The organism is Klebsiella planticola ATCC 33531, from assembly GCF_000735435.1.
Lineage (GTDB): Bacteria > Pseudomonadota > Gammaproteobacteria > Enterobacterales > Enterobacteriaceae > Klebsiella > Klebsiella planticola.
Genome location: NZ_JMPP01000022.1, coordinates 126573 through 153121, shown reverse-complemented (window position 1 = coordinate 153121; position 26549 = coordinate 126573). Strand labels below are relative to the sequence as shown.

General features: G+C 55.5%; 26 protein-coding genes, 1 tRNA gene, 1 other RNA gene and 1 pseudogene. 13 read left to right on the top strand and 16 right to left on the bottom strand.

The features are described from left to right. Positions 1-124 precede the first annotated feature (124 nt). Positions 125-200, top strand: a tRNA-Lys gene (locus GRPL_RS14705). Between the two features lie 29 nt (positions 201-229). Beyond that, positions 230-356, top strand: a non-coding RNA gene (locus GRPL_RS26765) — RtT sRNA. Between the two features lie 62 nt (positions 357-418). On the opposite strand, the pseudogene GRPL_RS14710 reads toward GRPL_RS26765, so the two are convergent. After that, positions 419-1346, bottom strand: a pseudogene (locus GRPL_RS14710) (LysR family transcriptional regulator). A gap of 89 nt (positions 1347-1435) precedes the next feature. On the opposite strand from GRPL_RS14710, the gene GRPL_RS14715 reads away from it, so the two are divergent. Further along, entirely contained in the window at positions 1436-2434 is a 999-nt protein-coding gene (locus GRPL_RS14715) for a bile acid:sodium symporter family protein (protein ID WP_032686553.1), read from the top strand. Here the strand turns inward: GRPL_RS14715 and GRPL_RS14720 are convergent. The 3 genes from GRPL_RS14720 to zipA all read right to left on the bottom strand — a co-directional run bounded on the left by GRPL_RS14720 (position 2431) and on the right by zipA (position 5769). Next, entirely contained in the window at positions 2431-2649 is a 219-nt protein-coding gene (locus GRPL_RS14720) for a DUF3820 family protein (protein ID WP_032686567.1), read from the bottom strand. The two genes, GRPL_RS14715 and GRPL_RS14720, sit on opposite strands and share 4 nt — an antisense overlap. Before the next feature lies 1 nt (position 2650). Then, positions 2651-4666, bottom strand: coding sequence for an NAD-dependent DNA ligase LigA (gene ligA, locus GRPL_RS14725; RefSeq protein ID WP_032699041.1), 2016 nt, complete (start codon positions 4664-4666; stop codon positions 2651-2653). A 74-nt stretch (positions 4667-4740) separates the two neighbouring features. Further along, positions 4741-5769 carry a cell division protein ZipA gene (gene zipA, locus GRPL_RS14730; protein ID WP_032699040.1) on the bottom strand — a complete coding sequence of 343 codons (1029 nt, stop codon included), beginning with the start codon at positions 5767-5769 and terminating at the stop codon, positions 4741-4743. 230 nt (positions 5770-5999) lie between these two features. On the opposite strand from zipA, the gene cysZ reads away from it, so the two are divergent. The 5 genes from cysZ to crr all read left to right on the top strand — a co-directional run bounded on the left by cysZ (position 6000) and on the right by crr (position 10893). Beyond that, a complete protein-coding gene (cysZ, locus tag GRPL_RS14735) occupies positions 6000-6761 on the top strand; it encodes a sulfate transporter CysZ (RefSeq protein ID WP_032686565.1) in 762 nt (253 codons plus the stop codon). A 199-nt stretch (positions 6762-6960) separates the two neighbouring features. Beyond that, positions 6961-7932, top strand: a complete 972-nt coding sequence (gene cysK, locus GRPL_RS14740; protein WP_004865450.1) for a cysteine synthase A — start codon at positions 6961-6963, stop codon at positions 7930-7932. Positions 7933-8311: 379 nt separating this feature from the next. Next, complete coding sequence (ptsH, locus tag GRPL_RS14745; RefSeq protein ID WP_000487600.1) at positions 8312-8569, top strand: phosphocarrier protein Hpr; 258 nt, start codon at positions 8312-8314, stop codon at positions 8567-8569. A 44-nt stretch (positions 8570-8613) separates the two neighbouring features. Further along, entirely contained in the window at positions 8614-10341 is a 1728-nt protein-coding gene (gene ptsI / locus GRPL_RS14750; protein WP_004866073.1) for a phosphoenolpyruvate-protein phosphotransferase PtsI, read from the top strand. 42 nt (positions 10342-10383) lie between these two features. Continuing rightward, on the top strand, positions 10384-10893 hold the full coding sequence (crr, locus tag GRPL_RS14755; RefSeq protein ID WP_003861316.1) for a PTS glucose transporter subunit IIA: 510 nt from the start codon (positions 10384-10386) through the stop codon (positions 10891-10893). 43 nt (positions 10894-10936) lie between these two features. Here the strand turns inward: crr and GRPL_RS14760 are convergent, their stop codons facing one another. Beyond that, a complete protein-coding gene (locus GRPL_RS14760; protein WP_032686548.1) occupies positions 10937-11176 on the bottom strand; it encodes a hypothetical protein in 240 nt (79 codons plus the stop codon). Next, a complete protein-coding gene (gene pdxK / locus GRPL_RS14765; protein WP_032686547.1) occupies positions 11173-12039 on the bottom strand; it encodes a pyridoxine/pyridoxal/pyridoxamine kinase in 867 nt (288 codons plus the stop codon). The genes GRPL_RS14760 and pdxK overlap by 4 nt, the downstream gene beginning before the upstream one ends. Before the next feature lie 82 nt (positions 12040-12121). On the opposite strand from pdxK, the gene ptsJ reads away from it, so the two are divergent. The 3 genes from ptsJ to GRPL_RS14780 are packed head-to-tail and all read left to right on the top strand — an operon-like array spanning position 12122 to position 14565. Next, positions 12122-13417, top strand: a complete 1296-nt coding sequence (ptsJ, locus tag GRPL_RS14770) for a MocR-like B6 salvage transcription factor PtsJ (protein ID WP_032699039.1) — start codon at positions 12122-12124, stop codon at positions 13415-13417. Between the two features lie 14 nt (positions 13418-13431). Then, positions 13432-14148 carry a type 1 glutamine amidotransferase gene (locus GRPL_RS14775; RefSeq protein WP_032695527.1) on the top strand — a complete coding sequence of 239 codons (717 nt, stop codon included), beginning with the start codon at positions 13432-13434 and terminating at the stop codon, positions 14146-14148. A gap of 15 nt (positions 14149-14163) precedes the next feature. Continuing rightward, entirely contained in the window at positions 14164-14565 is a 402-nt protein-coding gene (locus GRPL_RS14780; protein WP_032699038.1) for a YybH family protein, read from the top strand. On the opposite strand, the gene cysM is transcribed toward GRPL_RS14780, so the two are convergent. The 9 genes from cysM to GRPL_RS14825 form a co-directional block, all read right to left on the bottom strand. After that, on the bottom strand, positions 14562-15473 hold the full coding sequence (gene cysM / locus GRPL_RS14785) for a cysteine synthase CysM (protein ID WP_004866094.1): 912 nt from the start codon (positions 15471-15473) through the stop codon (positions 14562-14564). The genes GRPL_RS14780 and cysM overlap by 4 nt on opposite strands. A 119-nt stretch (positions 15474-15592) precedes the next feature. Beyond that, positions 15593-16687: a sulfate/thiosulfate ABC transporter ATP-binding protein CysA gene (gene cysA, locus GRPL_RS14790; RefSeq protein WP_004866097.1), complete on the bottom strand. Its 1095-nt coding sequence runs from the start codon at positions 16685-16687 to the stop codon at positions 15593-15595. Then, on the bottom strand, positions 16677-17552 hold the full coding sequence (gene cysW / locus GRPL_RS14795; protein ID WP_032686543.1) for a sulfate/thiosulfate ABC transporter permease CysW: 876 nt from the start codon (positions 17550-17552) through the stop codon (positions 16677-16679). Before cysW ends, cysA begins: the two co-directional genes overlap by 11 nt. Next, positions 17552-18385 carry a sulfate/thiosulfate ABC transporter permease CysT gene (cysT, locus tag GRPL_RS14800; protein WP_004866101.1) on the bottom strand — a complete coding sequence of 278 codons (834 nt, stop codon included), beginning with the start codon at positions 18383-18385 and terminating at the stop codon, positions 17552-17554. The genes cysW and cysT overlap by 1 nt, the downstream gene beginning before the upstream one ends. Beyond that, complete coding sequence (locus GRPL_RS14805) at positions 18385-19401, bottom strand: sulfate ABC transporter substrate-binding protein (protein ID WP_032686542.1); 1017 nt, start codon at positions 19399-19401, stop codon at positions 18385-18387. Before GRPL_RS14805 ends, cysT begins: the two co-directional genes overlap by 1 nt. A gap of 279 nt (positions 19402-19680) precedes the next feature. Further along, positions 19681-20580, bottom strand: coding sequence for a Dyp-type peroxidase (locus GRPL_RS14810; RefSeq protein WP_032686541.1), 900 nt, complete (start codon positions 20578-20580; stop codon positions 19681-19683). A gap of 94 nt (positions 20581-20674) precedes the next feature. Continuing rightward, positions 20675-21250, bottom strand: a complete 576-nt coding sequence (locus tag GRPL_RS14815) for an RpoE-regulated lipoprotein (protein ID WP_004866110.1) — start codon at positions 21248-21250, stop codon at positions 20675-20677. A gap of 61 nt (positions 21251-21311) precedes the next feature. After that, positions 21312-21761, bottom strand: coding sequence for a DUF2919 domain-containing protein (locus GRPL_RS14820; RefSeq protein WP_004866113.1), 450 nt, complete (start codon positions 21759-21761; stop codon positions 21312-21314). Continuing rightward, positions 21748-22173: a GNAT family acetyltransferase gene (locus GRPL_RS14825; RefSeq protein WP_004866116.1), complete on the bottom strand. Its 426-nt coding sequence runs from the start codon at positions 22171-22173 to the stop codon at positions 21748-21750. The genes GRPL_RS14820 and GRPL_RS14825 overlap by 14 nt, the downstream gene beginning before the upstream one ends. A 210-nt stretch (positions 22174-22383) precedes the next feature. Here GRPL_RS14825 and amiA point away from each other — a divergent pair, with 210 nt between their 5' ends. Together amiA and hemF are read left to right on the top strand one after the other, a co-directional pair. Next, the gene (gene amiA, locus GRPL_RS14830) at positions 22384-23259 is read left to right on the top strand and encodes an N-acetylmuramoyl-L-alanine amidase AmiA (protein WP_015583734.1); all 876 of its coding nucleotides are present in this window, start codon (positions 22384-22386) and stop codon (positions 23257-23259) included. Continuing rightward, the gene (gene hemF, locus GRPL_RS14835) at positions 23256-24155 is read left to right on the top strand and encodes an oxygen-dependent coproporphyrinogen oxidase (RefSeq protein ID WP_032695533.1); all 900 of its coding nucleotides are present in this window, start codon (positions 23256-23258) and stop codon (positions 24153-24155) included. The genes amiA and hemF overlap by 4 nt, the downstream gene beginning before the upstream one ends. A 77-nt stretch (positions 24156-24232) precedes the next feature. Here hemF and maeB read toward each other — a convergent pair whose 3' ends face one another. Next, the gene (maeB, locus tag GRPL_RS14840; protein WP_032686540.1) at positions 24233-26512 is read right to left on the bottom strand and encodes an NADP-dependent oxaloacetate-decarboxylating malate dehydrogenase; all 2280 of its coding nucleotides are present in this window, start codon (positions 26510-26512) and stop codon (positions 24233-24235) included. Positions 26513-26549 lie beyond the last annotated feature (37 nt).

The window sequence follows — 26549 nt, the reverse complement described above, 5'->3', positions numbered from 1 at the left end:
AACATTAAAGTTAATGTTAAACGTGAAGGATAACGTTGCGCAGCAACGGCCCACAGGGCAAGCGAAAGCGAGTGATCCTGCACAATCCGGTATTCTGAATATTGAAAGTATGAAGTCCCGCAAGGGGTCGTTAGCTCAGTTGGTAGAGCAGTTGACTTTTAATCAATTGGTCGCAGGTTCGAATCCTGCACGACCCACCAATGTAAAAAGGCGCCCTAAAGGCGCCTTTTTGCTATGCGCAGAATGTAACGATTCGAACCTGCGGCAGGTTCGAGTCGAGCAAAGCGAGACAACGGAGCCGCTCGCGGCGACGGCCCGAAGGGCGAGCAAAGCAAGTTATCCTGCATCCCACCACACATATTCTTTACACCCGTATTGTTGTTTCTGCACACCGCGCCCGCCCCCCCTGAAGCACGCTTCATCGCTGATACAGTGGATCGTCAGTTCTGCCCGCGGTCAGCGTATTTCCCTCTTCACGCACGACTTCCCATAACGCCTGCGCGGCGGTAGAGAGTGAACGATTTTTACGCTGCGCCAGCATCAGTTGACGCTCAACAACCGGAGTGAGTCGCTTGACCCGCAAATGGCTGCCTTGAGGCAACGGTAGCGCCAGCGCTGGTAGAATGCTGATGCCAATACCCGACTCCACCATCGGAAACAGCGTCGCCGGATGCCCAATCTCCTGCACAATATTGGCGTCAATGCCAAAGCGCGCCAGCGCGGCATCAATCAACGGCCGGCTGCCGGAGGCGTAATCCTGCAATACCAGCCTCTGGCGGTGAAGCTCCTGCCAGCTCACCGATGCTCTTTCAGCAAAAGGATGATCCTCCCGACATAAAAGCAAAAAAGGTTCCGCCAGCACCGTTTCACATTGCAGATCGGTCGCCGCGCCGGGATCGATAACAATGCCGAAATCCACTTCCCCCTGGCGAATGCTTTCCAGCACCCACTGCTGCGGCCGATCGTGCAGAACAAAGTCGATCTCCGGATAACGTTGATTACTGTGGGCAATACATTGGGGGATCAGGTGCGCTGAAATCGTCTGGCTGGCGGCCACCCGTACGGTTCCGGTTAACTGCTGCCCGACCCGTCCGGCATCACGCAGCGTACTGTTCAGTTCGTCCAGCAGCCGCTCAAGTCGACCGGCCAGCTGCTGTCCCGCCTCGGTCAGCACCACCTCCCGGGTCGTACGGTCGAGCAAACGAACGCCGGTCTGGTGCTCCAGCTCTTTGACGCTATGGCTGACCGCAGACTGACTAAGACCAATGATCTCCCCTGCCCGGCTGAAGCTTTTTTGCTCTGGCGACGGTGACGAAGACTTTTAACTGACGCAGCGAATAATTCATCTTTTTTATTCATGAATGGATGCAATAAATTAATTTTATTTCTCAAAATAGAAAAAGCACAATAGCGCTATCGATTTTCAGGAGCGTTTATGAAACTTTTCCGCATTCTTGATCCCTTTACTCTGACTCTTATCACCGTTGTGCTGCTGGCCTCTTTTTTTCCGGCCCGCGGCGGTTTTGTTCCCTTCTTTGAAAATTTAACCACCGCCGCCATTGCGCTGCTGTTTTTTATGCACGGGGCGAAACTCTCCCGCGAGGCCATCGTCGCCGGCGGCAGCCACTGGCGTTTACACCTGTGGGTGATGTGCAGCACGTTTGTGGTATTCCCTGTTTTAGGCGTGCTGTTTGCCTGGTGGGCGCCGATTAATGTCGACCCTGCACTGTACACCGGGTTTATCTATCTCTGCATTCTGCCTGCGACCGTTCAGTCAGCCATTGCCTTTACCTCGCTGGCAGGGGGTAACGTCGCGGCGGCCGTCTGCTCGGCATCGGCTTCGAGTCTGCTGGGGATATTTATTTCGCCGCTCCTGGTCGGTCTGCTGATGAATCTGCACGGCGCCGGCGGCAGTCTGGAACAGGTCGGTAAGATTATGCTGCAACTTCTGCTGCCGTTCGTCCTGGGCCACCTCTCACGCCCATGGATTGGCGACTGGGTTGCACGGCATAAAAAGTGGATCTCAAAAACCGACCAGACGTCGATTCTGCTGGTGGTCTATTCCGCCTTCAGCGAGGCGGTAGTGAACGGCATCTGGCATAAAGTCGGCGTCGGCTCGTTGCTCTTCATCGTGGTCGTCAGCCTGGTTCTGCTGGCTATCGTGATTGCCATTAATATCTTCGTCGCACGCAAATGCGGCTTTAATAAGGCCGATGAAATCACGATTGTTTTCTGCGGTTCGAAAAAGAGCCTGGCAAACGGTATACCGATGGCCAACATCCTCTTCCCGACGTCGATTCTGGGGATCATGGTACTGCCGCTGATGATCTTCCATCAGATTCAGCTGATGGTGTGCGCCGTTCTGGCACGACGCTACAAACGGCAGGCTGAAGCACAGCTGGCGCAGGAGAAAACCCGCGCCTCTGAGGCTTAACGCGGCTTCTTCAAGGGCTGAACCAGCTGGCTCAGCCCTTCTGTTTTAATCAACAAAGTTAATGCCATCAGCTCGCCAAGATGGCCGGCAGGAAACTGGTCTTTACGAGCAAACCACAGCAAATACTCTTCCGGTACATCAATCAGACGACGGCCTTTGTATTTGCCAAACGGCATTTCCGTATTAGCAATCTCAATGAGCTGATCCTTATCCACCTTATTCTCCCAGCAGCCGCAGCATTTCGGCTTCATCAATAACGGCAATGCCCAGCTCCTGCGCTTTAGCGAGCTTAGAGCCCGCCGCTTCGCCGGCAATCACCAGATCCGTTTTCTTCGAGACGCTGCCGGCGACTTTTGCCCCCAGCGCCATCAGCCGCGCCTTCGCATCATCGCGAGAAAGCTGGCTGAGGCTGCCGGTCAGGACAACCGTTTTACCGGCAAACGGACTATCAATCTCCTCGGCATTGACCACCACCGGCGCAGGCCAGTTGACCCCTTCGGCGCGGAGCTGCGCGATCACATCGCGGTTGTTCTCTTCAGCAAAGAAGTGAAAGACGTGCGTGGCCACGACAATCCCCACATCCGGAACTTTTTGCAGCTCCTCAATGGAAGCCTGCTCCAGCGCTTCAAGCGTGGCGAAATAGGCCGCCAGCCCGGCGGCCGTTGCTTCACCGACCTCGCGAATACCTAATGCGTAGAGGAAACGAGCAAAGGTGGTTGCTTTTGATTTTTCCAGGGCATTAACCACGTTTTGTGCTGACTTAGGCCCCATTCGATCCAGGCCAGTGAGCTTCCCGGCGGTTAAGCGGAAGAGATCCGCCGGTGTGTGAACGTACTCTTTCTCAACCAGCTGGTCGATAATTTTGTCCCCCATGCCCTCCACATCTAACGCGCGGCGGGAGACAAAATGCTTTAACGCTTCCTTACGCTGTGCGCCGCAAATTAACCCGCCGGTACAGCGCGTTACCGCCTCGCCTTCGACCCGTTCGACATCAGAATTGCACACCGGACAATGGGTCGGGAAGACTATCTCTCGCGTCTCCTCCGGACGCTCGGAGAGTACGACGTTAACGACCTGAGGAATCACGTCCCCCGCGCGGCGAATCACCACCTTATCGCCAATTCGCAGCCCCAGGCGCTCTATTTCATCGGCGTTGTGCAAAGTAGCATTACTGACCAGAACACCGGCCACATGCACCGGCTCCAGGCGAGCCACCGGGGTGATGGCTCCGGTACGCCCCACCTGAAACTCGACGTCGCGCACGAAAGTCATTTGCTCCTGCGCCGGGAACTTAAACGCCACCGCCCAGCGCGGCGCGCGGGCCACAAATCCAAGCTGTTCCTGAAGCGCCAGGGAATCGACTTTGATGACCACGCCATCAATATCAAAACCTAAATTCGGACGGCCTTCTTCAACTTTACGGTAGTAAGTAAGCACTTCCTCTGGGGTATGGCAAAGTTTCACCCGGTCGCTAACCGGCAGCCCCCACGCCTTAAACTGCTGCAGACGGCCGGAATGACTCCCCGGCAGCTCACCGCCATTCAGCGCTCCCACGCCGTAGCAAAAGAAAGTAAGTGGTCGCTTCGCCGTAATTCGCGGATCGAGTTGACGCAGAGAGCCTGCCGCCGCGTTGCGTGGGTTAGCAAACACTTTCCCTCCGGTGCGGCGGGCCTCTTCGTTAATTTTTTCGAAGCCGGCCTGCGGTAAGAAGACCTCGCCGCGAACCTCCAGCCGTGCTGGAATATTGTCGCCACGCAGTCTCAGTGGGATGGCGCGAATCGTCCTGACGTTGGCGGTGATATCTTCGCCGGTGGTGCCATCGCCACGGGTTGCCGCCTGAACCAGCACGCCGTTTTCATACAGAATGCTGACCGCCAGCCCGTCCAGCTTTAGCTCACAGCAATAGATCAGGTCATCACTGCTCTTCAGCCGATCCTGAACGCGCTTATTGAAGGCAAGGAAGCTCTCTTCATCAAAGACGTTATCCAGCGACAGCATCGGAACTTCATGGCGGACCTGGCTAAATGATGCCAGCGGCGCCGCGCCCACGCGTTGGGTTGGAGAGTCAGGGGTAATCAGTTCCGGATGCAGGGCTTCAAGCTCGCGCAGTTCGCGCATTAACCGGTCATATTCCGCATCGGGAATCTCCGGGGTATCCATAACGTGGTACAGATATTCATGATGGCGAAGCGTGGTTCGCAGTTCAGTTAGTTTTTGTTCGATCGGTTCCATATCACACCATCAATGATAAAAAACCCCCGGCAGGCGGGGGTTCTGGATTGGTAGACGAAACGCCGGGGAATAAATCAGGCGTTGGCCTCTTTAACTTCACGAATACGGTCCTGATATTCGCGCAGTTTTTGCGGGGTCATCATCCGACGCTGATCGTCCAGCACCACACCACCGACTTCATCGGCAATATACTGTGCGGATTGCAGCATCAGTTTAAAGTTTTGTAGCTCATCACCAAACGACGGCACCTGCATAAAGATCGTTACGCCAGGCGTGGTCATGTCGGCCATACCATCGGGATTGAAGGTGCCCGGTTTAACCATATTTGCCAGGCTGAACAGAACCTGGCCGCTGCCGTCCGGGCTGAGATGGCGATGAAAGATATTCATATCGCCAAATTTAAAGCCCGCCTGCTGGATGCTGTTAATCAGCACTTCGCCGTTAATCTGCGTGCCCTGGTGCGCAGAAACGTTCATAACGATAACCGTTTCTTTGCGTTCTTTTGGCTGCGGCGCTGGCTGCTGAGGCTCGGAGACCTGCGGTTCAGCTACCGGCTGAGGCTGCGCGGCGACAGGCTGCGGCGCTGGCTGCGGTACCTGAGCAGGCTGTTGCGGCGCACTCTGAACGACCGGCTGCTGAGGCGACTGCTGAGGCTGATATTGCGGCGGCACAGGCTGCTGCTGCGCGACAGGTTGCGGTGGCTGTTGCCCCTGAGGCGACGGCACATGAGGCTGCGGTGCCTGATGCTGAGCGGGCTGCTGCCGTACCGGCTCTTCCGGACGCACAGGCTGCTGCACCTGACGCTCGTAAGGAGGCTGGTATTGGTGTTGCGGCGGCGCCTGACGAGGTGCTTCTTGCTCCCCATGCACGCCATTTGGGGCGTGGTTAACCCGGTGAACGCGAACTTCACCTACGCCTTCAACATCGTCATCAAAGTCATCGTTCTCAGACTCTTCGTCATCGCGAGACTTCATACGTTTCAGTGGGCGATCGCGAAACATCGAGGAACGTTCTTTACGGCTGGTCCAGAAACCGTGTACCAGTAAAGCGAGTATGGCGATCGCGCCAACAATGATTAATATCAGACGCAAATCCTGCATCATTATATTCTCTGTTGTTCTAACACCTTGCCACCACGGCAAACATTTACTCACTAAGAGTATTTGCCGATTACGTCGAGTGCAAGTGTGTCTACCGCTTTCACTACATAAAGATGAACTAAATCGTGCTTTTTGCTGTTTTTTCGAACATTTCCTAACTGGTTATTGTCTGACAACCCGATAAAATAAGCGGGCATTCAGTTAGGATGTCAAAAGAGGAGCATCGCCTGACCATGGTTTCAACATCCGCATCTACCCCGCGTAGCGGCGTCTACTATTTTTCGCAGGGCTGGAAACTGATCGGGCTGCCGGGGATTCGTCGTTACGTCTTTCTGCCTCTGTTAGTCAACATCATTCTGATGGGCGGCGCCTTCTGGTGGCTGTTCACCCGCCTGGATAGCTGGATCCCATCCTTAATGGGCCATGTTCCGCAGTGGTTACAATGGCTGAACTATCTGCTGTGGCCCATCGTGGTCATCTCTATCCTGCTCGTGTTCGGGTACTTCTTCTCCACCATCGCCAACTGGATTGCCGCACCGTTTAGCGGCCTGCTCGCTGAGCAGCTCGAAGCTCGTCTCACCGGCGCCACGCCGCCGGACGTGGGTATTTTTGGCATCATGAAAGACGTGCCGCGCATTATGAAGCGTGAGTGGCAGAAGTTCGCCTGGTACCTGCCGCGTGCGATCGTCCTGCTGATACTCTATTTTATTCCCGGGATTGGCCAGACTCTGGCGCCGGTACTGTGGTTCCTGTTTAGCGCGTGGATGCTGGCCATTCAGTACTGCGACTACCCCTTCGACAACCACAAGGTGTCGTTTAAAACCATGCGCGAGGCGCTGCGGACCCGTAAAGTCACCAATATGCAGTTTGGCGCTCTGACCAGCTTATTTACCATGATCCCGGTACTGAACCTGGTCATTCTGCCGGTCGCCATTTGCGGCGCAACGGCCATGTGGGTCGATTGCTATCGCGATAAACACGCCATGTGGAAATAGCGCCCTCTCCTTATGCTCAGTGCTTCAGGCCAGCAAAAGCATGGCCTGAAGCACAGCGGCTATATACCGCTCCTTATTCCTTCTGGCTTACCATTATTTCCCTTCCGAATATAGATATGCTAAATCCTTACTTCCGCATATTCTTTAAGCGGGTATGCTGAAGCCGTACTCCCAAATTTCATACAGTTAAGGACGGGCCATGAGTAAGATTTTTGAAGACAACTCCCTGACTATCGGCCACACGCCGTTAGTACGACTGAACCGAATCGGTAACGGGCGCATCCTGGCAAAGGTTGAATCACGCAACCCGAGCTTTAGCGTAAAATGCCGAATTGGTGCCAATATGATTTGGGATGCCGAAAAACGCGGTGTACTGAAAGCAGGCGTTGAACTGGTTGAACCGACCAGCGGCAACACCGGTATCGCTCTCGCCTATGTTGCGGCAGCGCGCGGGTATAAGCTGACGCTGACCATGCCGGAAACCATGAGTATTGAACGTCGTAAGTTGCTGAAAGCTCTGGGCGCGAATCTGGTGCTGACCGAAGGCGCGAAGGGCATGAAAGGCGCGATTCAGAAAGCAGAAGAGATTGTCGCCAGCAACCCGGAAAAATATCTGCTGCTGCAGCAATTCAGCAACCCGGCAAACCCGGAAATTCATGAAAAGACCACCGGCCCGGAAATCTGGGAAGATACGGATGGCCAGGTGGATGTCTTTATCTCCGGCGTCGGCACCGGCGGTACGCTGACCGGCGTGAGCCGCTACATTAAAGGCACTAAAGGCAAAAAAGATCTGATCACCGTGGCGGTTGAACCGACCGACTCCCCGGTTATCGCTCAGGCGCTGGCAGGCGTTGAGCTGAAGCCAGGTCCACATAAAATTCAGGGCATCGGTGCCGGCTTTATTCCTGGCAACCTTGATCTGAAGCTGGTTGATAAAGTGGTTGCTATCACTAACGAAGAAGCCATCTCCACCGCACGTCGCCTGATGGATGAAGAAGGTATTCTGGCCGGTATCTCATCCGGCGCGGCCGTCGCTGCCGCACTTAAGCTCCAGGAAGATGAGGCCTTTACCAATAAGAATATTGTAGTTATCCTACCGTCTTCAGGTGAGCGTTATTTAAGCACCGCGCTGTTTGCCGATCTCTTCACCGAGAAAGAACTGCAACAGTGATGCCAGCTCGTTAGCATCGTGTAAAAAAGCACCTTTTCAGGTGCTTTTTTGTGGCATACGTCAAAGTTTTACCCCTCCTGGCATTGATTCACCGCGTAGGGTCTGGTATTTAACCAACACATTTATTTTGATGCGCGAAATTATTCATAATCGGATTTCCGTAAGCTGAATCGATTTTATGATTTGGTTCAAGTCTTCCTTTCGCTGCATAATGTTTAATGACGTGCCAGACGTCCACGGCCAGATGGTCTTCACAGCGAACACGCTGCTGACACCTTAGCCAGACACGTAATGCCGGCGCTAACAATACAGGCTAAAGCCTTGCCGTTAGGCTAGACTTTAGGTCCACAACACTAAACCTATAAGTTGGGGAAATATAATGTTCCAGCAAGAAGTTACCATTACCGCTCCGAACGGTCTGCACACCCGCCCTGCTGCTCAGTTTGTTAAAGAAGCAAAAGGCTTCACTTCTGAGATCACTGTAACCTCCAACGGCAAAAGCGCCAGCGCCAAAAGCCTGTTCAAACTGCAGACTCTGGGTCTGACTCAGGGTACCGTCGTGACTATCTCCGCTGAAGGCGAAGATGAGCAGAAAGCAGTTGAGCATCTGGTAAAACTGATGGCTGAACTCGAATAAGTTCACGGGTTCTTTTTAATATCAGTCACAAGTAAGGTAGGGTTATGATTTCAGGCATTTTAGCATCCCCGGGTATCGCTTTCGGTAAGGCTCTCCTGCTGAAAGAAGACGAAATTGTCATCGACCGGAAGAAAATTTCTGCCGATAAGGTTGATCAGGAAGTCGAACGTTTCCTGAGCGGCCGCGCCAAGGCCTCCGCCCAGCTGGAGGTCATCAAAACCAAAGCTGGTGAAACTTTCGGTGAAGAAAAAGAAGCCATCTTCGAAGGGCACATCATGCTGCTGGAAGATGAGGAGCTTGAGCAGGAAATCATAGCCCTGATTAAAGATAAGCAGATGACTGCCGATGCGGCAGCAAATGAGATTATCGAAGGTCAGGCCACTGCCCTGGAAGAGCTGGATGATGAATACCTGAAAGAACGTGCGGCTGACGTACGTGACATTGGTAAGCGCCTGCTGCGCAACATCCTCGGCCTGGCTATCATCGATCTGAGCGCGATTCAGGAAGAAGTGATTCTGGTTGCCGCCGATCTGACTCCGTCGGAAACCGCACAGCTGAACCTGAACAAGGTGCTGGGCTTCATTACCGACGCCGGTGGCCGTACCTCCCACACCTCTATCATGGCGCGTTCCCTTGAACTGCCAGCCATCGTGGGCACCGGTAGCGTCACCACCCAGGTGAAAAACGGCGATTATCTGGTCCTTGATGCGGTAAATAACCAGGTTCTGGTTAACCCGACCAACGAACAAATCGAAGAGCTGCGTAAACTGCAGATTCAGGTCGCTGAAGAGAAAGCAGAACTGGCTAAGCTGAAAGATCTGCCGGCGATTACGCTGGACGGACATCAGGTTGAAGTCTGCGCCAACATCGGTACCGTACGTGATGTCGATGGCGCTGAGCGCAACGGCGCAGAAGGCGTAGGTCTGTACCGTACAGAATTCCTGTTCATGGACCGCGATGCGCTGCCGACTGAAGAAGAGCAGTTTGCTGCCTATAAAGCGGTTGCCGAAGCGTGCGGTTCTCAGGCCGTTATCGTTCGTACCATGGACATTGGCGGCGATAAAGAACTGCCGTACATGAACTTCCCGAAAGAAGAGAACCCGTTCCTGGGCTGGCGTGCCGTACGTATCGCGATGGATCGTAAAGAGATCCTGCGTGACCAGGTACGTGCCATCCTGCGCGCCTCCGCGTTCGGTAAGCTTCGCATCATGTTCCCGATGATCATCTCTGTTGAAGAAGTGCGTGCGCTGAAGAAAGAGATTGAGATCTACAAGCAGGAACTGCGTGACGAAGGTAAAGCATTTGACGAAAAAATCGAAGTCGGCGTAATGGTTGAAACACCGGCCGCGGCAACGATTGCCCGTCATTTAGCGAAAGAAGTCGATTTCTTTAGTATCGGAACCAATGATTTAACGCAATATACTCTGGCAGTTGACCGTGGTAATGATATGATTTCACATCTTTACCAGCCCATGTCGCCATCTGTACTGACGCTGATTAAGCAAGTAATTGATGCTTCTCATGCCGAAGGCAAATGGACTGGCATGTGTGGTGAGCTTGCGGGCGATGAACGTGCTACACTTCTGTTGCTGGGTATGGGGCTGGACGAATTCTCTATGAGCGCCATTTCCATCCCGCGTATCAAGAAGATTATTCGTAACACGAACTTCGAAGATGCGAAAGTATTAGCAGAGCAGGCTCTTGCTCAACCGACAACGGACGAGTTAATGACGCTGGTTAACAAGTTCATTGAAGAAAAAACAATCTGCTAATCCACGAGATGCGCGGCCCAAATTACTGCTTAGGAGAAGATCATGGGTTTGTTCGATAAATTGAAATCTCTGGTTTCTGATGACAAAAAAGACTCCGGAACTATTGAGATTGTTGCTCCGCTCTCTGGCGAGATCGTCAACATCGAAGACGTGCCGGATGTGGTTTTTGCGGAAAAAATTGTGGGTGATGGCATTGCCATCAAACCTACCGGCAACAAAATGGTTGCGCCGGTAGACGGTACCATCGGTAAAATCTTTGAAACCAACCATGCATTCTCTATTGAATCGGATAGCGGCATCGAGCTGTTTGTTCACTTCGGTATTGATACCGTTGAACTGAAAGGCGAAGGCTTCAAACGCATTGCCGAAGAAGGTCAGCGTGTGAAAGTGGGTGACCCGGTCATCGAATTCGATCTGCCGCTGCTGGAAGAGAAAGCCAAGTCGACCCTGACTCCGGTTGTTATCTCCAACATGGACGAGATCAAAGAGCTGATCAAACTGTCCGGTAGCGTTACCGTGGGTGAAACCCCGGTCATTCGCATCAAGAAGTAATTCTTGCCGCAGAAAAAATGGCGCCCTATTGGCGCCATTTTTTTTACAGGATGGATTTTACCGGCCGAAAGCATTTCTCCCGGGAGAGGACCTTCATCCCCTCTGGTCCACTTTCCAGAATCCGCCGTTCGCTATCTGAAACCAACAGATCGCACTGGTATCCACCGGTGACGCCAAACAGCGACCGGGCCACGCAGACATCTTCCAGGGCATCATTACCGGCGGTATCAAAATAACCAACAATACGCCCTTGCTGACGTACAACTAAACGATAGCTCTTCATGCGCTTACCTCCGGCGGCGGCAGGATCAGCTCATCACAGCCCTGTCGATCGGTCCAGGTCATCACTGCCAGCACGCGCTGCGCCGCAGCATGCGTCGCCGCTCCCAGCGCCAGCCCCGACATCAGGCCGCTGATCAGCTCGGCGCAAAACAGGTCGCCGGTACCTTTCAGGTCCGTTTCAACCCGCGGATGGACCACCACCTCAACCGAATCAGCCGTCACCACCAGAACGTTAATCGTCGCGCTGTCCATTCCCGGAGCGCTGGTAATCACCACCCACTTCAGCGAATCGGATAACAGACTACGCGCGGCAGCGATGGCCTCCTGCTGATGGCGGCAGGGCATGCCGCTCAGCGTTTCCAGTTCGAACAGGTTTGGCGTTATCCCCTGCGCCAGCGGCAGCAGATGGGTACGATAGGCATCCGGAATCTCCGCCTTTACGTAGATCCCGCTGTCGACATCGCCAATGACCGGGTCAACAAGAATACAGAGCTGAGGGTGAGATTTGCGGATCCGGCGTAACCACTGTGCCAGACGTTCTATCTGTACCGCGCTGCCCATATAACCCGTGGTCACCGCCCGCAGTTCACGCAGCGCGTCACGCTCCTCCAGCGCCTGCAGGTAACCCACAAACCACGCTTCCGGAATCACTCCGCCATAGAACGTATCGTAGTGTGGCGTATTACTGAAAAGCACGGTCGGCACGGCCATCACCCGCAGTCCATGCTGTTTAATGGCCGGCACCGCGATACTGTTACCGACGCTACCGTACACAACTTGCGATTGCACGGCGACGATGTCGACCTGCAGCGCCCGGCTCTTATCGTTGAAGAGCACTGATTGTATTTCGTCTTGTTGCCCCATCCCTTCTCCCCCCGCTGGACAGCGGGTCATACTCTGATTATCATTCGTCCTATGCTAAAATTCATTTTGTCATAGGTCAATAATGATCGTTGGAAAAACCGCCAGTGAAATTTTTGATAACATCCGCCATCTGATACAAAGCGGTGTATTAAAACCCGGAGAGACGCTGCCTCCGGTTCGTGAGCTGGCTGCTGAGCTGACGGTTAACCGCAACACCGTCGCAGCGGTCTATAAACGGCTGGTCACCTCCGGGCTGGCCGTCAGTCAAGGGCGCAACGGTACTGCCATTAAATCCGCGAACGCTCCCCTGCCGCAGGAAGGCGGAGATCCCTCGTCGCCACTCAGGGATATCTCCGGTGGTAACCCGGATCCCCGCCGCCTGCCGGATCTCGCTCGCTATCTGAATCAGCTCTCGCTGACCCCGCACCTGTACGGCGATGCTGCCGTGGAACCTAAGCTGGCGACCTGGGCGCAGCGCTGGATGCACCAGGACCTGGGAATCCAGGCTGAGATTAACCTGACCAGTGGCGCCATCGATGCGCTGGAGCGGCTGCTTTGCGCCCTGCTTCTGCCCGGCGATGGTGTGGTGGTTGAAGACCCCTGCTTTCTCAGCAGTATCAATATGCTGCGCTACGCCGGATTTAATGCCTGTCCGGTGGCCGTTGACGGAGAGGGGATATTGCCTGACGAACTGGAACTGGCCTTACGCAGCGGCGCGCGAGCCGTCATTCTGACCCCACGCGCGCACAACCCGACCGGCTGTAGCTTCAGTGAAGCCAGAGCAGCGGCTATTCGCGAGATACTGACTCGCTACCCGCAGGTGCTGGTGATTATTGATGACCACTTCGCATTGTTATCGGCAACGCCCTGGCATTCCCCCCTGCCCGCCACCACGCAGCGCTGGGCGCTGGTACGCTCCCTGTCAAAAACGCTCGGGCCGGACCTGCGTCTGGCGTTTGTCGCCAGCGATAGCACCACCTCGGCTGCGCTACGTCTGCGGCTCAACGCCGGCAGCCAGTGGGTCAGCCATCTGCTGCAGGGCTTTGCCTTTGCCTGCCTGAATGATAGCGTCTTTACTGCCTCGCTGGCGGAGAGTCGGCGCCATTATCGTCGGCAGAATGAAAAACTGGCCGCGGCCCTGACCCACCGTGGTTTCCCCCCCTTTCCTCCGGGAGATGGCCTGAATTTCTGGCTGCCGCTAACGCAGCCGAGCCAGCCAATAGCCCTGCGCTTAGCCCGCGCCGGCTGGTTAGTCCGCGAAGGCGAAGCGTTCGGTATTCGCACGCCATCGCACGGTCTTCGGCTATCGCCGGGGACGTTAAGCGATGATGAGATTGAGCGCCTGGCTGACGATTTACACCTCGTTCTACAACTCTGACGGGAGTGACGTCTATGCACATTTATTTTATCGTCCACGAACACTTTGAAGCACCGGGAGCCTACCTCCACTGGGCCCAGGAGCGGGGCTACACCACCGGCTGGTCACGGGTATATGCCGGTGACCCGCTGCCGGCAAACGCCGATGCCTTCGATATGTTGGTGGTACTCGGCGGCCCGCAGTCGCCTCGTACGACGCTGGCGGAGTGTGCTTATTTTGATACGCATGCTGAGCAACATCTTATTGCCCAGGCCATCGCCGCCGGGCGGATGGTCATCGGCATCTGTCTTGGATCGCAACTGATTGGCGAAGCGCTGGGCGCCCCGGTCATGCAAAGCCCGGAAAAAGAGATCGGCCACTATCCTGTCACCCTCACCGTAGAGGGTTTACGCGACCCGAATATCGCTCATTTTGGCCCTGCTCTGGTCGTGGGGCACTGGCATAACGATATGCCCGGCATGACGCCGACGGCGACGGTTCTGGCCGCAAGCGAAGGTTGCCCGCGACAAATTGTGAAATATGGCGACCGGGTATATGGTTTCCAGTGCCATATGGAATTTGACGCAGAGGTCATTGAACGACTAATCACCCATTCGCAGGAGGAGCTTGAGGCGGCAAGAGGCCGGCGTTTTATCCGTTCCGTACAGGAGATGCGCAGCTGGGATTATCGCGAGATGAACCAGAAACTGTGGACATTTCTCGATAATCTGGTGACCCATTATCCGCACTAAACCCGGGGAGTATGTATGGTAAACCCGCAGCTAAAAGCCGTCATTGAAGCGTGCGACCGCGCGATATCGCAGGAAGACTACGATACGTTAATGGACTACTACGCAGAGGATGCCCTGCTGGTGGTCCAGCCGGGACGGATCGTGAAAGGCAAGGAGAACATCCGCAAAGCCTTTCTCGCCATTGCCGACTATTTTCAGCACCGGCTGGTGGTGACGCAAGGCAAAATGGAGATACTGGAAGGCGGTGACACTGCGCTGGTGATTATGGAAACCCTGCTGGATGTACCGACTCCGCAGGGGGGAACCACCCAGGTTACACGCCGCGCCACCTATGTTTTTCGCTGGCAGGAACAGCGCTGGCTATGTACCGTAGATAACTCCTACGGTACCGATCTGCTGGACTCACCTGCCAGTTAAATACCCGCCCCCTGGCTGAAGTGCTCTTCGCCAAAAACCCCGGTGGACAGGTAGCGATCGCCGCGATCGCAAACGATCGCCACCACTACCGCGCCGGGGTTTTCCCGCGCGATACGTAATGCGCCGGCCACCGCGCCGCCGGAGCTGACGCCGCAAAAAATACCTTCCCGTACCGCCAGCATACGCATGGTGTTTTCCGCATCCTGCTGGTGAATATCCAGCACCGCATCGACCAGCGAAGCATTAAAAATTCCCGGCATATACTCTGCCGGCCAGCGCCGAATCCCCGGAATGCTGCTGCCCTCTTCCGGCTGAAGCCCCACGATGCTCACCGGCTTATCCTGTTCACGCAGAAAGCGGGATACGCCGGTAATGGTGCCGGTAGTGCCCATACTGGAGACAAAATGGCTGATTCGCCCGGCGGTCTGCTGCCAGATTTCCGGCCCGGTGGTGGTGTAATGCGCATAGGGGTTATCCGGATTGTTGAACTGATCCAGCAGTTTCCCTTCGCCACGCTGCGCCATTTCTGCCGCCAGATCGCGCGCGCCTTCCATCCCCTGCTCTTTGGTTACCAGAATCAGCTCGGCACCGTAGGCCAGCATCGCAGCACGGCGCTCCTGGCTCATGTTGTCCGGCATCAGGAGCTTCATCTGATAGCCTTTCAGCGCGGCAATCATCGCCAGCGCGATCCCGGTATTCCCGCTGGTGGCTTCAATCAGGACATCACCGGGCTTTATTTCACCGCGTTTTTCAGCTTCAACGATCATTGAAAGCGCGGCGCGGTCCTTTACTGAACCCGCCGGGTTATTGCCTTCCAGTTTGACCCAGATTTCACTGCCGTTGTCCGGTCCCATGCGCTGAAGCTTGACCAGAGGGGTATTACCGATGGTGTGTTCAAGTGTATTCACGATTTTTACTCAATAAAAAAGCCGGGTGGCGCTTCGCTTACCCGGCCTACAAGACGCAGTGATAACTGTAGGCCCGGTAAGCGTAGCGTCACCGGGCGATAAACATATTCAATAAACTATCAGGCTGACTCCGCCAGAGCAATATCCTCACGCGGCTCTATCCGCTGATTGCCGTTATAGAGTCGCGCATTCTGTAAGCCGACAAACAGCCGTTCACCGCGATACGGCGCGTCATCGCCCGACAGCACGACGGTCAGCGGTTCGTCATACCACCCTAATGGCTGAACAACTAATTGGGTGTAGTGCCCTTTCGGACTGGCTTCCAGTACCTGGACCGGCAAGGGTGAATCGAGGCTGGTACGGCGACTGATATCCACTTCCCAGGGGCGGAGGAACAGATCCACCGGCCCTTGATAAGCCGGGGTATACCCCAACGGCCAACGATGAGCACCGACATGGAACTGGCCACCGCGAACAATCCCTTTCAGGCGGTTAACCTCGCCCATAAACTCCAGTACAAAGCGGGTGGACGGTTCACGCCAGACCTGTTCCGGTGCATCGGCCTGTTCGATATTACCCTGGCTCATGACCACCACGCGGTCGGCCACTTCCATCGCCTCTTCCTGATCGTGGGTCACGAACACGCTGGTAAACTTCAGCTCTTCATGCAACTGACGCAGCCAGCGGCGCAGCTCTTTGCGCACCTGAGCGTCCAGCGCACCGAAGGGCTCATCGAGCAGCAGAATTTGCGGCTCCACGGCTAACGCTCGCGCTAACGCCACGCGCTGCTTTTGCCCGCCGGACAGCTGCGCCGGGTAGCGATCGGCAAGATGAGCCAGCTGCACCATTTCCAGCAGCCGGGTAACTTTCGCTTTGATCCCGGCGGCGTTCGGACGTTCACGACGCGGCAACACCGTCAGCCCGAAGGCGATATTCTCAAATACCGTCATATGGCGGAACAGTGCATAGTGCTGGAAGACAAAGCCCACTTTACGGTCACGGGCGTGAACGCGGCTCACGTCGGTACCATGGAAACGAATATGACCGCTGGATTGATTCTCCAGACCAGCAATAATACGCAGCAGCGTGGTTTTCCCGGAGCCTGACGGCCCCAGCAGCGCGACCATCTGTCCGGAAGGGATATCCAGAGAGATATCATTCAGCACCTGAGTGCGTCCAAAAGATTTCTTAATATTGACAATCTCAATGCTCATGATTCCCCTCCAGTTGCGCGCGTTTTTCCTGATTGGCCAGACGCCATTGCAACATACTCTTTAAAAACAAAGTCAAAATAGCCATTAACGTCAGCAGAGCTGCGGCGGTAAAGGAACCGACGGTATTGTAATCCTGCTCCAGCAATTCAATCTGCAGCGGCAGCGACAGGGTTTCACCGCGAATCGAGCCCGAAACTACCGAAACGGCGCCAAACTCCCCGATAGCACGAGCGTTGGTCAGCACCACGCCGTATAACAGCGCCCAACGGATATTCGGCAGAGTCACCCGGCGGAACATCTGCCAGCCGGACGCGCCGAGCAGAATCGCCGCTTCATCTTCATTACTGCCCTGACTGATCATTACCGGAACCAGCTCACGCACCACAAATGGGCAGGTGACAAAGATGGTGGCCAACACCATGCCCGGCCAGGCAAACATGATTTGCAGGTTATGCGCGTCCAGCCAGCCACCGAGCGGACCGTTGGAACCGTAGAACAGCAGATAGACCAGCCCCGCCACTACCGGCGAAACGGCAAAAGGAATATCCAGCAGCGTCAGCAGCAGCTGGCGGCCAGGGAAGTTAAAACGCGTCACCAGCCACGCCAGCAGCGTGCCAAAGACCAGGTTTACCGGTACGGTAATCAGCGCAATCATCACCGTCAGCCAGATTGCGTGCAGCATGTCCGGATTAGCCAGGTTGTGCAGGACCGGCATCAGCCCTTTGCTGAAGGCCTGGACGAAGATATAGACCATCGGCACGATCAGAATGAAAGCGGAAACCAATATTCCGGTGCCGATCAGAAACCATTTCCCCCAGTTGATGCGGGGCGCATCGTAACGCTTCAATTGAGTAACTTCCGCCATTAGTGACCTACCACACGTCGACCAAAGCGACTTTGCAGGGTGTTGATGGAAAACAGCAGCAGCAGCGAAGCCGCCAGGATCACCGACGCAATCGCGCTCGCCGCCGGGTAATCAAACTCCTGCAGGCGCACGAAAATCATCAGGGAGGTGACTTCGGTTTTCCATGCGATGTTGCCGGCGATGAAAATCACCGCGCCAAACTCGCCAAGGCTACGCGTAAATGACAGCGCGATCCCGGCCAGCAGCGCCGGAGAGAGCTCAGGCAGCACCACTTTACGGAAGCTCTGCAGGCGCGTGGCGCCCAGCGTTTCCGCCGCTTCTTCATATTCCGGCCCCAGCTCTTCAAGTACCGGTTGAACCGTACGGACCACGAAAGGAATACTGGTAAACGCCATGGCGACCGCGATACCGAGCCAGGTATAGGTCACCTTAATATCAAACTTCGCCAGCCACTCGCCGTAAAAGCCGTTGACCGAAAACAGTGAAGCGAGGGTCAGGCCGGCGACTGCCGTCGGCAGAGCAAACGGCAGGTCCATCAGCGCATCGAGCAGCGTACGGCCAGGAAAGCGATAGCGCGTCAGAATCCAGGCCATCAGCAGGCCAAATACGCCATTAAAAATTGAGGCGACAAACGCCGACAGCAGCGTGACTTTGTAGGCCGCCACCACCTGCGGGTTGGTCACCACTTCCCAGTACTGCCCCCAGGTCATCTGCGCCAGCTGCATCACCAGCGCACTCAGGGGGAGCAGTAAAATCAAGCAGACAAACAGCAGGCTGGTGCCGAGACTCAGGGTAAAGCCCGGCAGCACGCGCTTAGATGCAGCAGCAAACATTACTTACGCCCCGCCGCCAGCAGTTTGTCCAGCTCACCGCCGCTGACAAAGTGGGTTTTCATTACCTGCGGCCAGGAGCCAAACTGGTCTTCGACGCGGAACAGTTCGGTCTGCGGGAATTTATCCTTTAACGTCTCCATCACCTGCGGGTTGTTCACGCGATAGTAATAGTCGGTGATGATCGTCTGCGCCTGCGGGCTATAGAGCCAGTTCAGATAAGCCTTCGCCGCCTTCTCGGTTCCGTTGGCCTTGACGTTTTTGTCCACCCAGGCAACCGGGAACTCCGCCAGAATATTGACCTTCGGCACCACCACTTCGAAGCCCTGGTCCTCGTACTGTTTGCGAATATTGTTCACTTCCGATTCAAAGGTAATCAGGACGTCGCCAAGTCCACGTTCAACGAAGGTGGTGGTTGCGCCGCGGCCGCCGGTATCAAACACTTCGACGTTTTTCAGGAACTGGGTCATAAACTGCTCGGTTTTCGCTTTATCGCCACCGTCAGCTTTATCTGCGGCTCCCCATGCAGCCAGATAGGTATAGCGCGCGTTGCCGGACGTTTTCGGATTCGGGAAAATCAGCTTCACGTCCGGGCGCACCAGATCGCTCCACTCATGTATATTCTTCGGGTTCCCCTTACGCACCAGGAACGCCATGGTGGAGTAGAACGGCGAGCTGTTGTTCGGCAGACGGCTTTGCCAGTCGGCGGGGATCAGATTGCCTTTGTCATGCAGGATCTGTACATCCGTCACCTGGTTATAGGTCACCACATCGGCTTTTAAGCCCTGCAATATGGCCAGCGCCTGTTTCGACGAACCGGCATGAGATTGTTTGATCGTCAGCTTATCGCCGGCATTATCTTTCGCCCACTGCTGTTCAAACGGCGGATTAAGGGCGGCAAACAGCTCGCGGGAGACATCATAAGAGCTGTTCAGCAGCTCAGTCGCCTGCGCCTGCGCAACCAGCAGCATCGAAGCGGCCAGTGCCAGATATCCTTTGTTCAGTGATTTAACCGCCATTGCGCACCCTTATCAGTTTGATGACTTTCTTATAGCCATAATATTTATAACGAGTATGAAAGGAGTAACGGTTTTATATACCGTTTGGCGATTTGGAAGTCGAAAAGAGAATAAGCCGTTTACAAACCCGTACGAAGGCGGATTTTCGGCGTGCTTCTCCCTCTATGGGGTGGGAGAGAAGATAAGGTAGAACAAGGAGTTAAGCCGAATGAGGTCGCCAGACAGGGAGAAGGTTATCTGCCCTCTTCCGAAGGGAAGAGGGGCAGGGTCAACCCGGGATTACAGCGCCTGGAGACGATCCAGGGATGGCGCAAAGTAGTAGCCGCCGGTCACGGGTTTAGTAAAGCGCAGCATGGCATCACGCTTGCCGTCGGTATCACCAAACATGCTCAGCAGCTGCTGTTCAATGTTATGGATACGCGCGCAGTACGCACAGAAATAGAGGCCGTGAGTGCCGCTGGCGGTGCCGTAAGGCAGGCTCTGACGAACAATCTTCAGCCCTTTACCATCTTCTTTTAAGTCGACGCGACTCAGATGCGAGGTTGCCGGGCGATCGTCGCCGTCAATCTCTTCATTGGCTTCTTTGGTCCGGCCAATCATCATCTCCTGGTCCGCAACGCTCATGCGATTCAACTGCTTGAGATTATGCTCCCAGCGCTGAACGAACACATAGCTGCCGCCGGCATCCACGCCATCTTTAATGATCGCCACTTCACGGCGGGTCTCAAGACCGGCCGGGTTTTCCGTACCGTCGACGAAACCGCTCAGGTCGCGCTCTTCAATCCAGCGGAAACCGTGCACCTCTTCTTTCACCTCAATCGCATCGCCGAAGGCCGCCATGGCGGCCTGAGCCACGGAGAAGTTCACCTCATGACGCGCAGAGAGGATATGAATCAGGACATCATACTGGGTAGACGGCGCCAGGCCCTTGCCGTATACCGGGAAATCTTTAAGCTCTTCGGCACCAACACCGCCGCTCAGCTGGCGCCAGACGTTATTGCCAAAAGCCACCACCGCCCCCAGCTGGGCGTCCGGAAACTGCGTTTGAAAGGTCGCTAATTTATCAATAAAGACTTTGCTGGCTTCGCGCAGGGCGTTGACGTCCCCTTTGACATTGGCTTCAATCCAAATCGCCGCACGGCAATGTTCCGGCAAAATGCCGCTCTGAACCTGAGACATCGCTCCTCCTGAAATGATACAACCACAAAACTGTGGCACTTTTATCGCGCTATTGTACCCGTTTTTTCCCTGTGCCGTGTCCCTTCAGATCAAATTAGCCGCGCCAGATAATTTTGCTGACCTTCCAGTTTTTCAGCGTGTCGTCGGAAGGCATCAGCTCTTCCGGACCATTCCAGTGGCCGGTAAAGGCGTAGCTGATATGCTGACTGCCGTCCGCCTGGCACTCCACCACGGCGCCATTATCGTTTGCCCCTTTCTGACAATGACCAAAGGCTTTGCTATACAGCTCGCTAAATGGCGTGCCGACCTGAACGCCGCGGTCCGTTTTGATCTCGCTATCCCGCACTTCAATACGGTTGATGGTGCCGCCGTCGCCGTTAATGGTCATCGCGACTTTGTCATCTTTCAGCGCCTCAAAGTAGCGCACGATATTACCGTTGGCGGCTTTCATGCCGCTGCGCAGGCGATAGCTTCCGCCAAGCGCATCGCTGATGGCCTGTTCATTCAGCGGCGTTGTGGCCGTCAGTTTACCCACGCCCTGCTCGGTCACTTCCATTGAGGAACCAAACCAGTTCCATGGGTAGGCCGCTGACCAGTTAACCGCACTCATGGTGGAGCAGCCGGTTAATGCCAGCGGTAAAGCGCAGAGAAGTAAACGTAGCGATTTCATGACTCGGTCCTTTCTTGTTTATTTGACGCCTGTTGGAGTGCAGGATCGGCAAAAAGTGCCGTTAAACCCGATCTTCCTGAAAACAGGCTTTGAGTCGACGGCTGGCTAACAGCCACCAGAAGGCATAGAGATCGGCGATCAGCAGGCCGATAGTCAGCATCGAAGGTGACTCGCCGCTCAGCCATAACAGCGGTTGCCAGAGCAGCAGCAGCGTCTGGGACAGCACCAGCAGCCAGCGCATTAGCGGCCAGAGACGGGGAAAACGCTGCCGCTGCCCGCTTACGATAAACGCCAGTACTGCCGGGATGCCCGGCAGTAACCCTAGCCAGAAATTGTCGTGATCGGGATAGAACAGGTTCAGTAACACATCGCCCTGCTGGCGGGAGGCCCCCGCCATAATGAACAGCACCCAGGTCCGCGCCTGCAGCAGCAGTACGCACCAGAACAAAAACGGTAGCCTGAGCCGGCCATGAGCATCAAAATCAGAGGGGATAAACTCAGTATTCTTCATCTTCAATCAAACGTTTACCCAGACTCAGGATATCGGCATATTCGTAACCAAGCCGTTCATACATCCCCTGCACCACCTCATTATCATCGCGAACCATAATGTTAATTTTCGGGCAGCCGCGAGCAATCAGCTTTTTTTCCAGCCGGTTCAGCAGCGCATTGGCGATACCGCGGCCGCGATATTCCGGATGCACGCCAAGGTAGTAGGCGGAACCGCGATGACCGTCATAGCCGCCCATCACCGTGCCAACCACCTCGCCATTCACTTCCGCGACCAGAAACAGGCTGACATCGTGGTTAACTTTACGCTCAATGTCCATTTCCGGGTCATTCCACGGGCGCAGAAGCTCGCAGCGCTCCCACAGCGTAATCACTTCTTCAAAATCTTGCTGGCGAAAAACGCGTATCTCCATGGTATTCCCCATTTTTCAGGCTTAAAAACAGCGATTATGGCGCGATTTCAGCGGATAGCCAATATCAGGCGAAATGAAGTGGAAAAAATGACATAATACGCACTGTCATGTATTGAAATGAAAAGTAAAACAATTCTTGTTTTGAATGGTCGTAACGGAAAACGCGATACGATATAACACCAGGTACCACTTGTTTGCAATTCAGGCCGAATGAGCACTTTTAAACCATTAAAAATACTTGCTTCGCGCCGCCAGGTGCTGAAAGCAGGACTGGCTGCCATGACCCTTTCCGGGGTTTCATCGCAGGTCATCGCAAAAGAACAGCCGCTGACGACGTCCAACGGCCACAGTAAACCCGCGGCGAAAAAGGCGGGCGCAAAGCGCATCGTTATGCTCGACCCGGGCCATGGCGGTATTGATACCGGCGCCATCGGTCACAACGGTTCTAAAGAGAAGCATGTCGTACTGGCGATTGCCAAAAACGTACGCAGCATCCTGCGCAATAACGGTATTGACGCGCGCCTGACGCGTTCTGGCGATACCTTTATCCCGCTGTACGACCGCGTGGAAATTGCCCACCAGCACGGCGCCGATCTGTTTATGTCGATTCACGCCGACGGCTTTACCAATCCCAGCGCAGCCGGCGCTTCGGTATTTGCCCTCTCCAACCGCGGCGCGAGTAGCGCGATGGCGAAATACCTCTCCGATCGCGAAAACCGCGCCGATGAGGTCGCCGGTAAAAAAGCCACGGCCAAGGACCACCTTTTACAGCAGGTGCTGTTTGACCTGGTGCAGACCGATACCATTAAAAACAGCCTGACGCTGGGTTCGCATATTCTGAAAAATATTAAGCCGGTGCATAAGCTGCATAGCCGTAACACGGAACAGGCCGCCTTCGTGGTATTGAAGTCGCCATCAATCCCGTCCGTACTGGTTGAAACCTCATTTATCACCAACCCGGGCGAAGAAAAACTGTTAGGCACCACCGCGTTCCGGCAAAAAATCGCCAGCGCGATCGCGTCCGGTATCATCAGCTACTTCCACTGGTTCGATAACCAGAAGGCCCACTCGAAGAGACGTAAATGAAGCCCGATGCGCACCAGGTAAAACGCTATCTCCTCCAGCTCCAGGAGACCATTTGCCAGAAACTGAGCGCCATTGACGGCGGTGAGTTTGTCGAAGACAGCTGGCAGCGCGAAGGCGGCGGCGGTGGTCGCAGCCGGGTTCTGCGCGATGGCGGCGTGTTTGAGCAGGCGGGCGTAAACTTCTCCCACGTTCACGGCGACGCCATGCCGGCTTCGGCAACGGCGCATCGCCCGGAACTGGCCGGTCGCAGCTTTGAGGCGATGGGGGTTTCTCTGGTGGTGCATCCGTGGAATCCCTATGTGCCGACCAGCCATGCCAACGTGCGTTTTTTCATTGCTGAAAAGCCCGGCGCAGAGCCGGTGTGGTGGTTCGGCGGCGGGTTTGACCTGACGCCCTTCTACGGCTTTGAAGAGGATGCGGTTCACTGGCATCGCACGGCTCACGATCTGTGTCAGCCCTTCGGCGAAGAGGTTTATCCGCGCTATAAAAAATGGTGCGATGACTACTTCTATCTGAAGCATCGTCATGAGCAGCGCGGAATTGGCGGCCTGTTCTTTGACGATTTGAATACCCCGGATTTTGACCACGCCTTCGCCTTTATGCAGGCGGTGGGCAACGGCTATACGGATGCCTATCTGCCGATAGTTGAGCAGCGCAAAGCCATGCCATATGGCGAGCGCGAGCGGAATTTTCAGCTCTATCGTCGCGGCCGCTACGTGGAGTTCAATCTGGTGTGGGATCGCGGGACGCTGTTTGGCCTGCAGACCGGAGGGCGCACGGAGTCGATTCTGATGTCGATGCCGCCGCTGGTGCGCTGGGAGTATGACTACCGGCCGGAAGAAGGCAGCCCTGAGGCTGCCCTGAGTGAGTTTATTCAGGTTCGCGAATGGATTTAATGCCGGGCGGCGCCTTCGCTGGCCCGGCCTACGTTATTCCGTAGGTCGGGTTAGCGTAGCGCCACCCGACAAATCCCTCACAGCGGCTGAGTCTGTGCCTCGACCACCGCCAGCGCAACCATATTGACAATGCGGCGCACGGAAGCGATCGGCGTCAGAATATGTACCGGCTTCGCCACTCCCATTAGCACCGGTCCGACGGTCACCCCTTCCGAACTGGAGACACGCAGCAGGTTATAGCTAATGCGCGCGGCTTCCATATTCGGCATCACCAGAATGTTGGCCGAGCCTTTCAACGGGCTGTCCGGCATCCGCTCATGGCGAATACTTTCCACCAGCGCCGCATCGCCGTGCATTTCACCATCGATCATCAGATCCGGCGCCAGCGCTTTCACTCGCTCCAGCGCTTCGCGCATTTTGCTCGCTGACGGACAGTCAGAGGAACCGAAGTTGGAGTGCGACAGCAGCGCCACGCGCGGCTCAATACCAAAACGACGGACGCTTTCCGCCGCCATCAGGGTGATTTCCGCCAGCTGCTCCGGCGTAGGATCGTTATTGACGTAGGTGTCGGCGATAAAGGTGTTACCGCTTGGCAGCAGCAGAGCATTCATGGCCCCCGCGGTGCTGACGCCGTCCCGGTAGCCGAACAGCGGCTGAACCACCCCATAATGCTCATGGTAGTCGCCGATGGTGCCGCAGATCATGGCATCCGCCTCGCCACGATGCACCATGATTGCGCCAATGACCGTCGTATTGGCAATCACCGCCCGCTGCGCCTGCTCCTGGGTCACGCCGCGGCGTTTCATGATCTGGTAATACTCGCCCCAGTACTCTTTAAAGCGCGGATCGGATTCGTTATTGACGATCTCAAAATCCACGCCGGCTTTGATCTGCAGCCCCAGCTTCTGGATACGCATTTCAATCACGCTCGGACGGCCGATCAGAATCGGTTTTGCCAGCCCCAGCGATACCAGCTCCTGAGTTGCGTGCAGGACGCGCGACTCTTCGCCTTCCGCCAGCACCACGCGCCTGGGCTCTTTGCGCGCCTGGGAGAAAATCGGCTTCATGAACAGGTTAGTTTTGTAGACAAACTCGCTGAGTTTCTCAATATAGGCGTCGAAGTCGGCAATCGGACGCGTGGCTACACCGGAGTCCATTGCCGCTTTGGCGACCGCCGGAGCGATCTTGACGATCAGGCGCGGATCGAACGGTTTCGGAATGATATATTCCGGACCAAAGCTCAGATCCTGATCGCCGTAGGCAGAGGCGACCACTTCGCTCTGTTCGGCATGTGCCAGTTCCGCTATCGCGTGGACTGCAGCCAGCTTCATCTCTTCGTTAATCGCCGTGGCGCCAACGTCCAGCGCCCCGCGGAAGATGAACGGAAAGCACAGCACGTTGTTGACCTGGTTCGGGTAGTCGGAGCGCCCGGTGCAGATGATGGCATCTTCGCGGACCTGCTTCGCCAGCGGCGGCAGAATCTCCGGTTCCGGGTTAGCCAGGGCGAGGATCAGCGGCGCGCGGGCCATTTTTTTCACCATCTCCGGGGTCAGCACTTTCGGGCCTGAACAGCCGAGGAAAATATCCGCTCCGTCAATCACATCGTCCAGCGTGCGTTTGCCGTCATCTTCTACCGCGTAGGCCGCCTTGGTCTCTGCCATGTGAGGCTCACGGTCTTTATAGATGACGCCTTTGGAGTCGCAGACCACGATATTGTGTTTCTGCATACCCAGCGCCACCAGCAAATTCATGCAGGCAATCGCCGCCGCGCCCGCGCCGGATACTACCATCCGAACGTCGGAAAGATTCTTCTCAACCACCCGCAGGCCGTTAATAATCGCCGCGGTGCTGATAATGGCCGTACCGTGCTGATCGTCATGGAACACAGGAATGTTCATGCGCTCGCGCAGCTTTTGCTCGATGTAGAAACACTCTGGCGCTTTGATGTCTTCGAGGTTGATGCCGCCGAAGGTGGGCTCCAGCGCCGCCACGACATCGATAAATTTATCCGGGTTCAGCTCATCGACTTCGATATCGAACACATCAATACCGGCGAATTTTTTAAACAAAACGCCCTTGCCTTCCATCACCGGCTTACCGGCTAGCGCACCAATATTCCCCAGTCCCAGCACCGCGGTGCCGTTGGAAACAACGGCCACCAGGTTGCCGCGGGCGGTATATTTGTAGGCAGCCAGCGGATCTTTCTCGATTTCCAGACAAGGTGCCGCCACGCCTGGCGAGTAGGCCAGCGCCAGATCGCGCTGTGTGGCCAGAGGCTTGGTTGGGACAACCTGAATTTTCCCGGGAACGGGAAACTCATGGAAATCGAGGGCACTTTGTTTCAACTGCTCATCCATTTTATTGTTCCTTTCACGTATCGGTCGTAGGGGGTGT

Bases quoted from the DNA above. Each gene is read 5' to 3' on its own strand.
- GRPL_RS14715 (WP_032686553.1), top strand. From the start codon at position 1,436: ATGAAACTTTTCCGCATTCTTGATCCCTTTACTCTGACTCTTATCACC.
- ligA (WP_032699041.1), bottom strand. From the start codon at position 4,666: ATGGAACCGATCGAACAAAAACTAACTGAACTGCGAACCACGCTTCGC.
- zipA (WP_032699040.1), bottom strand. From the start codon at position 5,769: ATGATGCAGGATTTGCGTCTGATATTAATCATTGTTGGCGCGATCGCC.
- cysZ (WP_032686565.1), top strand. From the start codon at position 6,000: ATGGTTTCAACATCCGCATCTACCCCGCGTAGCGGCGTCTACTATTTT.
- cysK (WP_004865450.1), top strand. From the start codon at position 6,961: ATGAGTAAGATTTTTGAAGACAACTCCCTGACTATCGGCCACACGCCG.
- ptsH (WP_000487600.1), top strand. From the start codon at position 8,312: ATGTTCCAGCAAGAAGTTACCATTACCGCTCCGAACGGTCTGCACACC.
- ptsI (WP_004866073.1), top strand. From the start codon at position 8,614: ATGATTTCAGGCATTTTAGCATCCCCGGGTATCGCTTTCGGTAAGGCT.
- crr (WP_003861316.1), top strand. From the start codon at position 10,384: ATGGGTTTGTTCGATAAATTGAAATCTCTGGTTTCTGATGACAAAAAA.
- GRPL_RS14760 (WP_032686548.1), bottom strand. From the start codon at position 11,176: ATGAAGAGCTATCGTTTAGTTGTACGTCAGCAAGGGCGTATTGTTGGT.
- pdxK (WP_032686547.1), bottom strand. From the start codon at position 12,039: ATGGGGCAACAAGACGAAATACAATCAGTGCTCTTCAACGATAAGAGC.
- ptsJ (WP_032699039.1), top strand. From the start codon at position 12,122: ATGATCGTTGGAAAAACCGCCAGTGAAATTTTTGATAACATCCGCCAT.
- GRPL_RS14775 (WP_032695527.1), top strand. From the start codon at position 13,432: ATGCACATTTATTTTATCGTCCACGAACACTTTGAAGCACCGGGAGCC.
- GRPL_RS14780 (WP_032699038.1), top strand. From the start codon at position 14,164: ATGGTAAACCCGCAGCTAAAAGCCGTCATTGAAGCGTGCGACCGCGCG.
- cysA (WP_004866097.1), bottom strand. From the start codon at position 16,687: ATGAGCATTGAGATTGTCAATATTAAGAAATCTTTTGGACGCACTCAG.
- cysW (WP_032686543.1), bottom strand. From the start codon at position 17,552: ATGGCGGAAGTTACTCAATTGAAGCGTTACGATGCGCCCCGCATCAAC.
- cysT (WP_004866101.1), bottom strand. From the start codon at position 18,385: ATGTTTGCTGCTGCATCTAAGCGCGTGCTGCCGGGCTTTACCCTGAGT.
- GRPL_RS14805 (WP_032686542.1), bottom strand. From the start codon at position 19,401: ATGGCGGTTAAATCACTGAACAAAGGATATCTGGCACTGGCCGCTTCG.
- GRPL_RS14810 (WP_032686541.1), bottom strand. From the start codon at position 20,580: ATGTCTCAGGTTCAGAGCGGCATTTTGCCGGAACATTGCCGTGCGGCG.
- GRPL_RS14815 (WP_004866110.1), bottom strand. From the start codon at position 21,250: ATGAAATCGCTACGTTTACTTCTCTGCGCTTTACCGCTGGCATTAACC.
- GRPL_RS14820 (WP_004866113.1), bottom strand. From the start codon at position 21,761: ATGAAGAATACTGAGTTTATCCCCTCTGATTTTGATGCTCATGGCCGG.
- GRPL_RS14825 (WP_004866116.1), bottom strand. From the start codon at position 22,173: ATGGAGATACGCGTTTTTCGCCAGCAAGATTTTGAAGAAGTGATTACG.
- amiA (WP_015583734.1), top strand. From the start codon at position 22,384: ATGAGCACTTTTAAACCATTAAAAATACTTGCTTCGCGCCGCCAGGTG.
- hemF (WP_032695533.1), top strand. From the start codon at position 23,256: ATGAAGCCCGATGCGCACCAGGTAAAACGCTATCTCCTCCAGCTCCAG.
- maeB (WP_032686540.1), bottom strand. From the start codon at position 26,512: ATGGATGAGCAGTTGAAACAAAGTGCCCTCGATTTCCATGAGTTTCCC.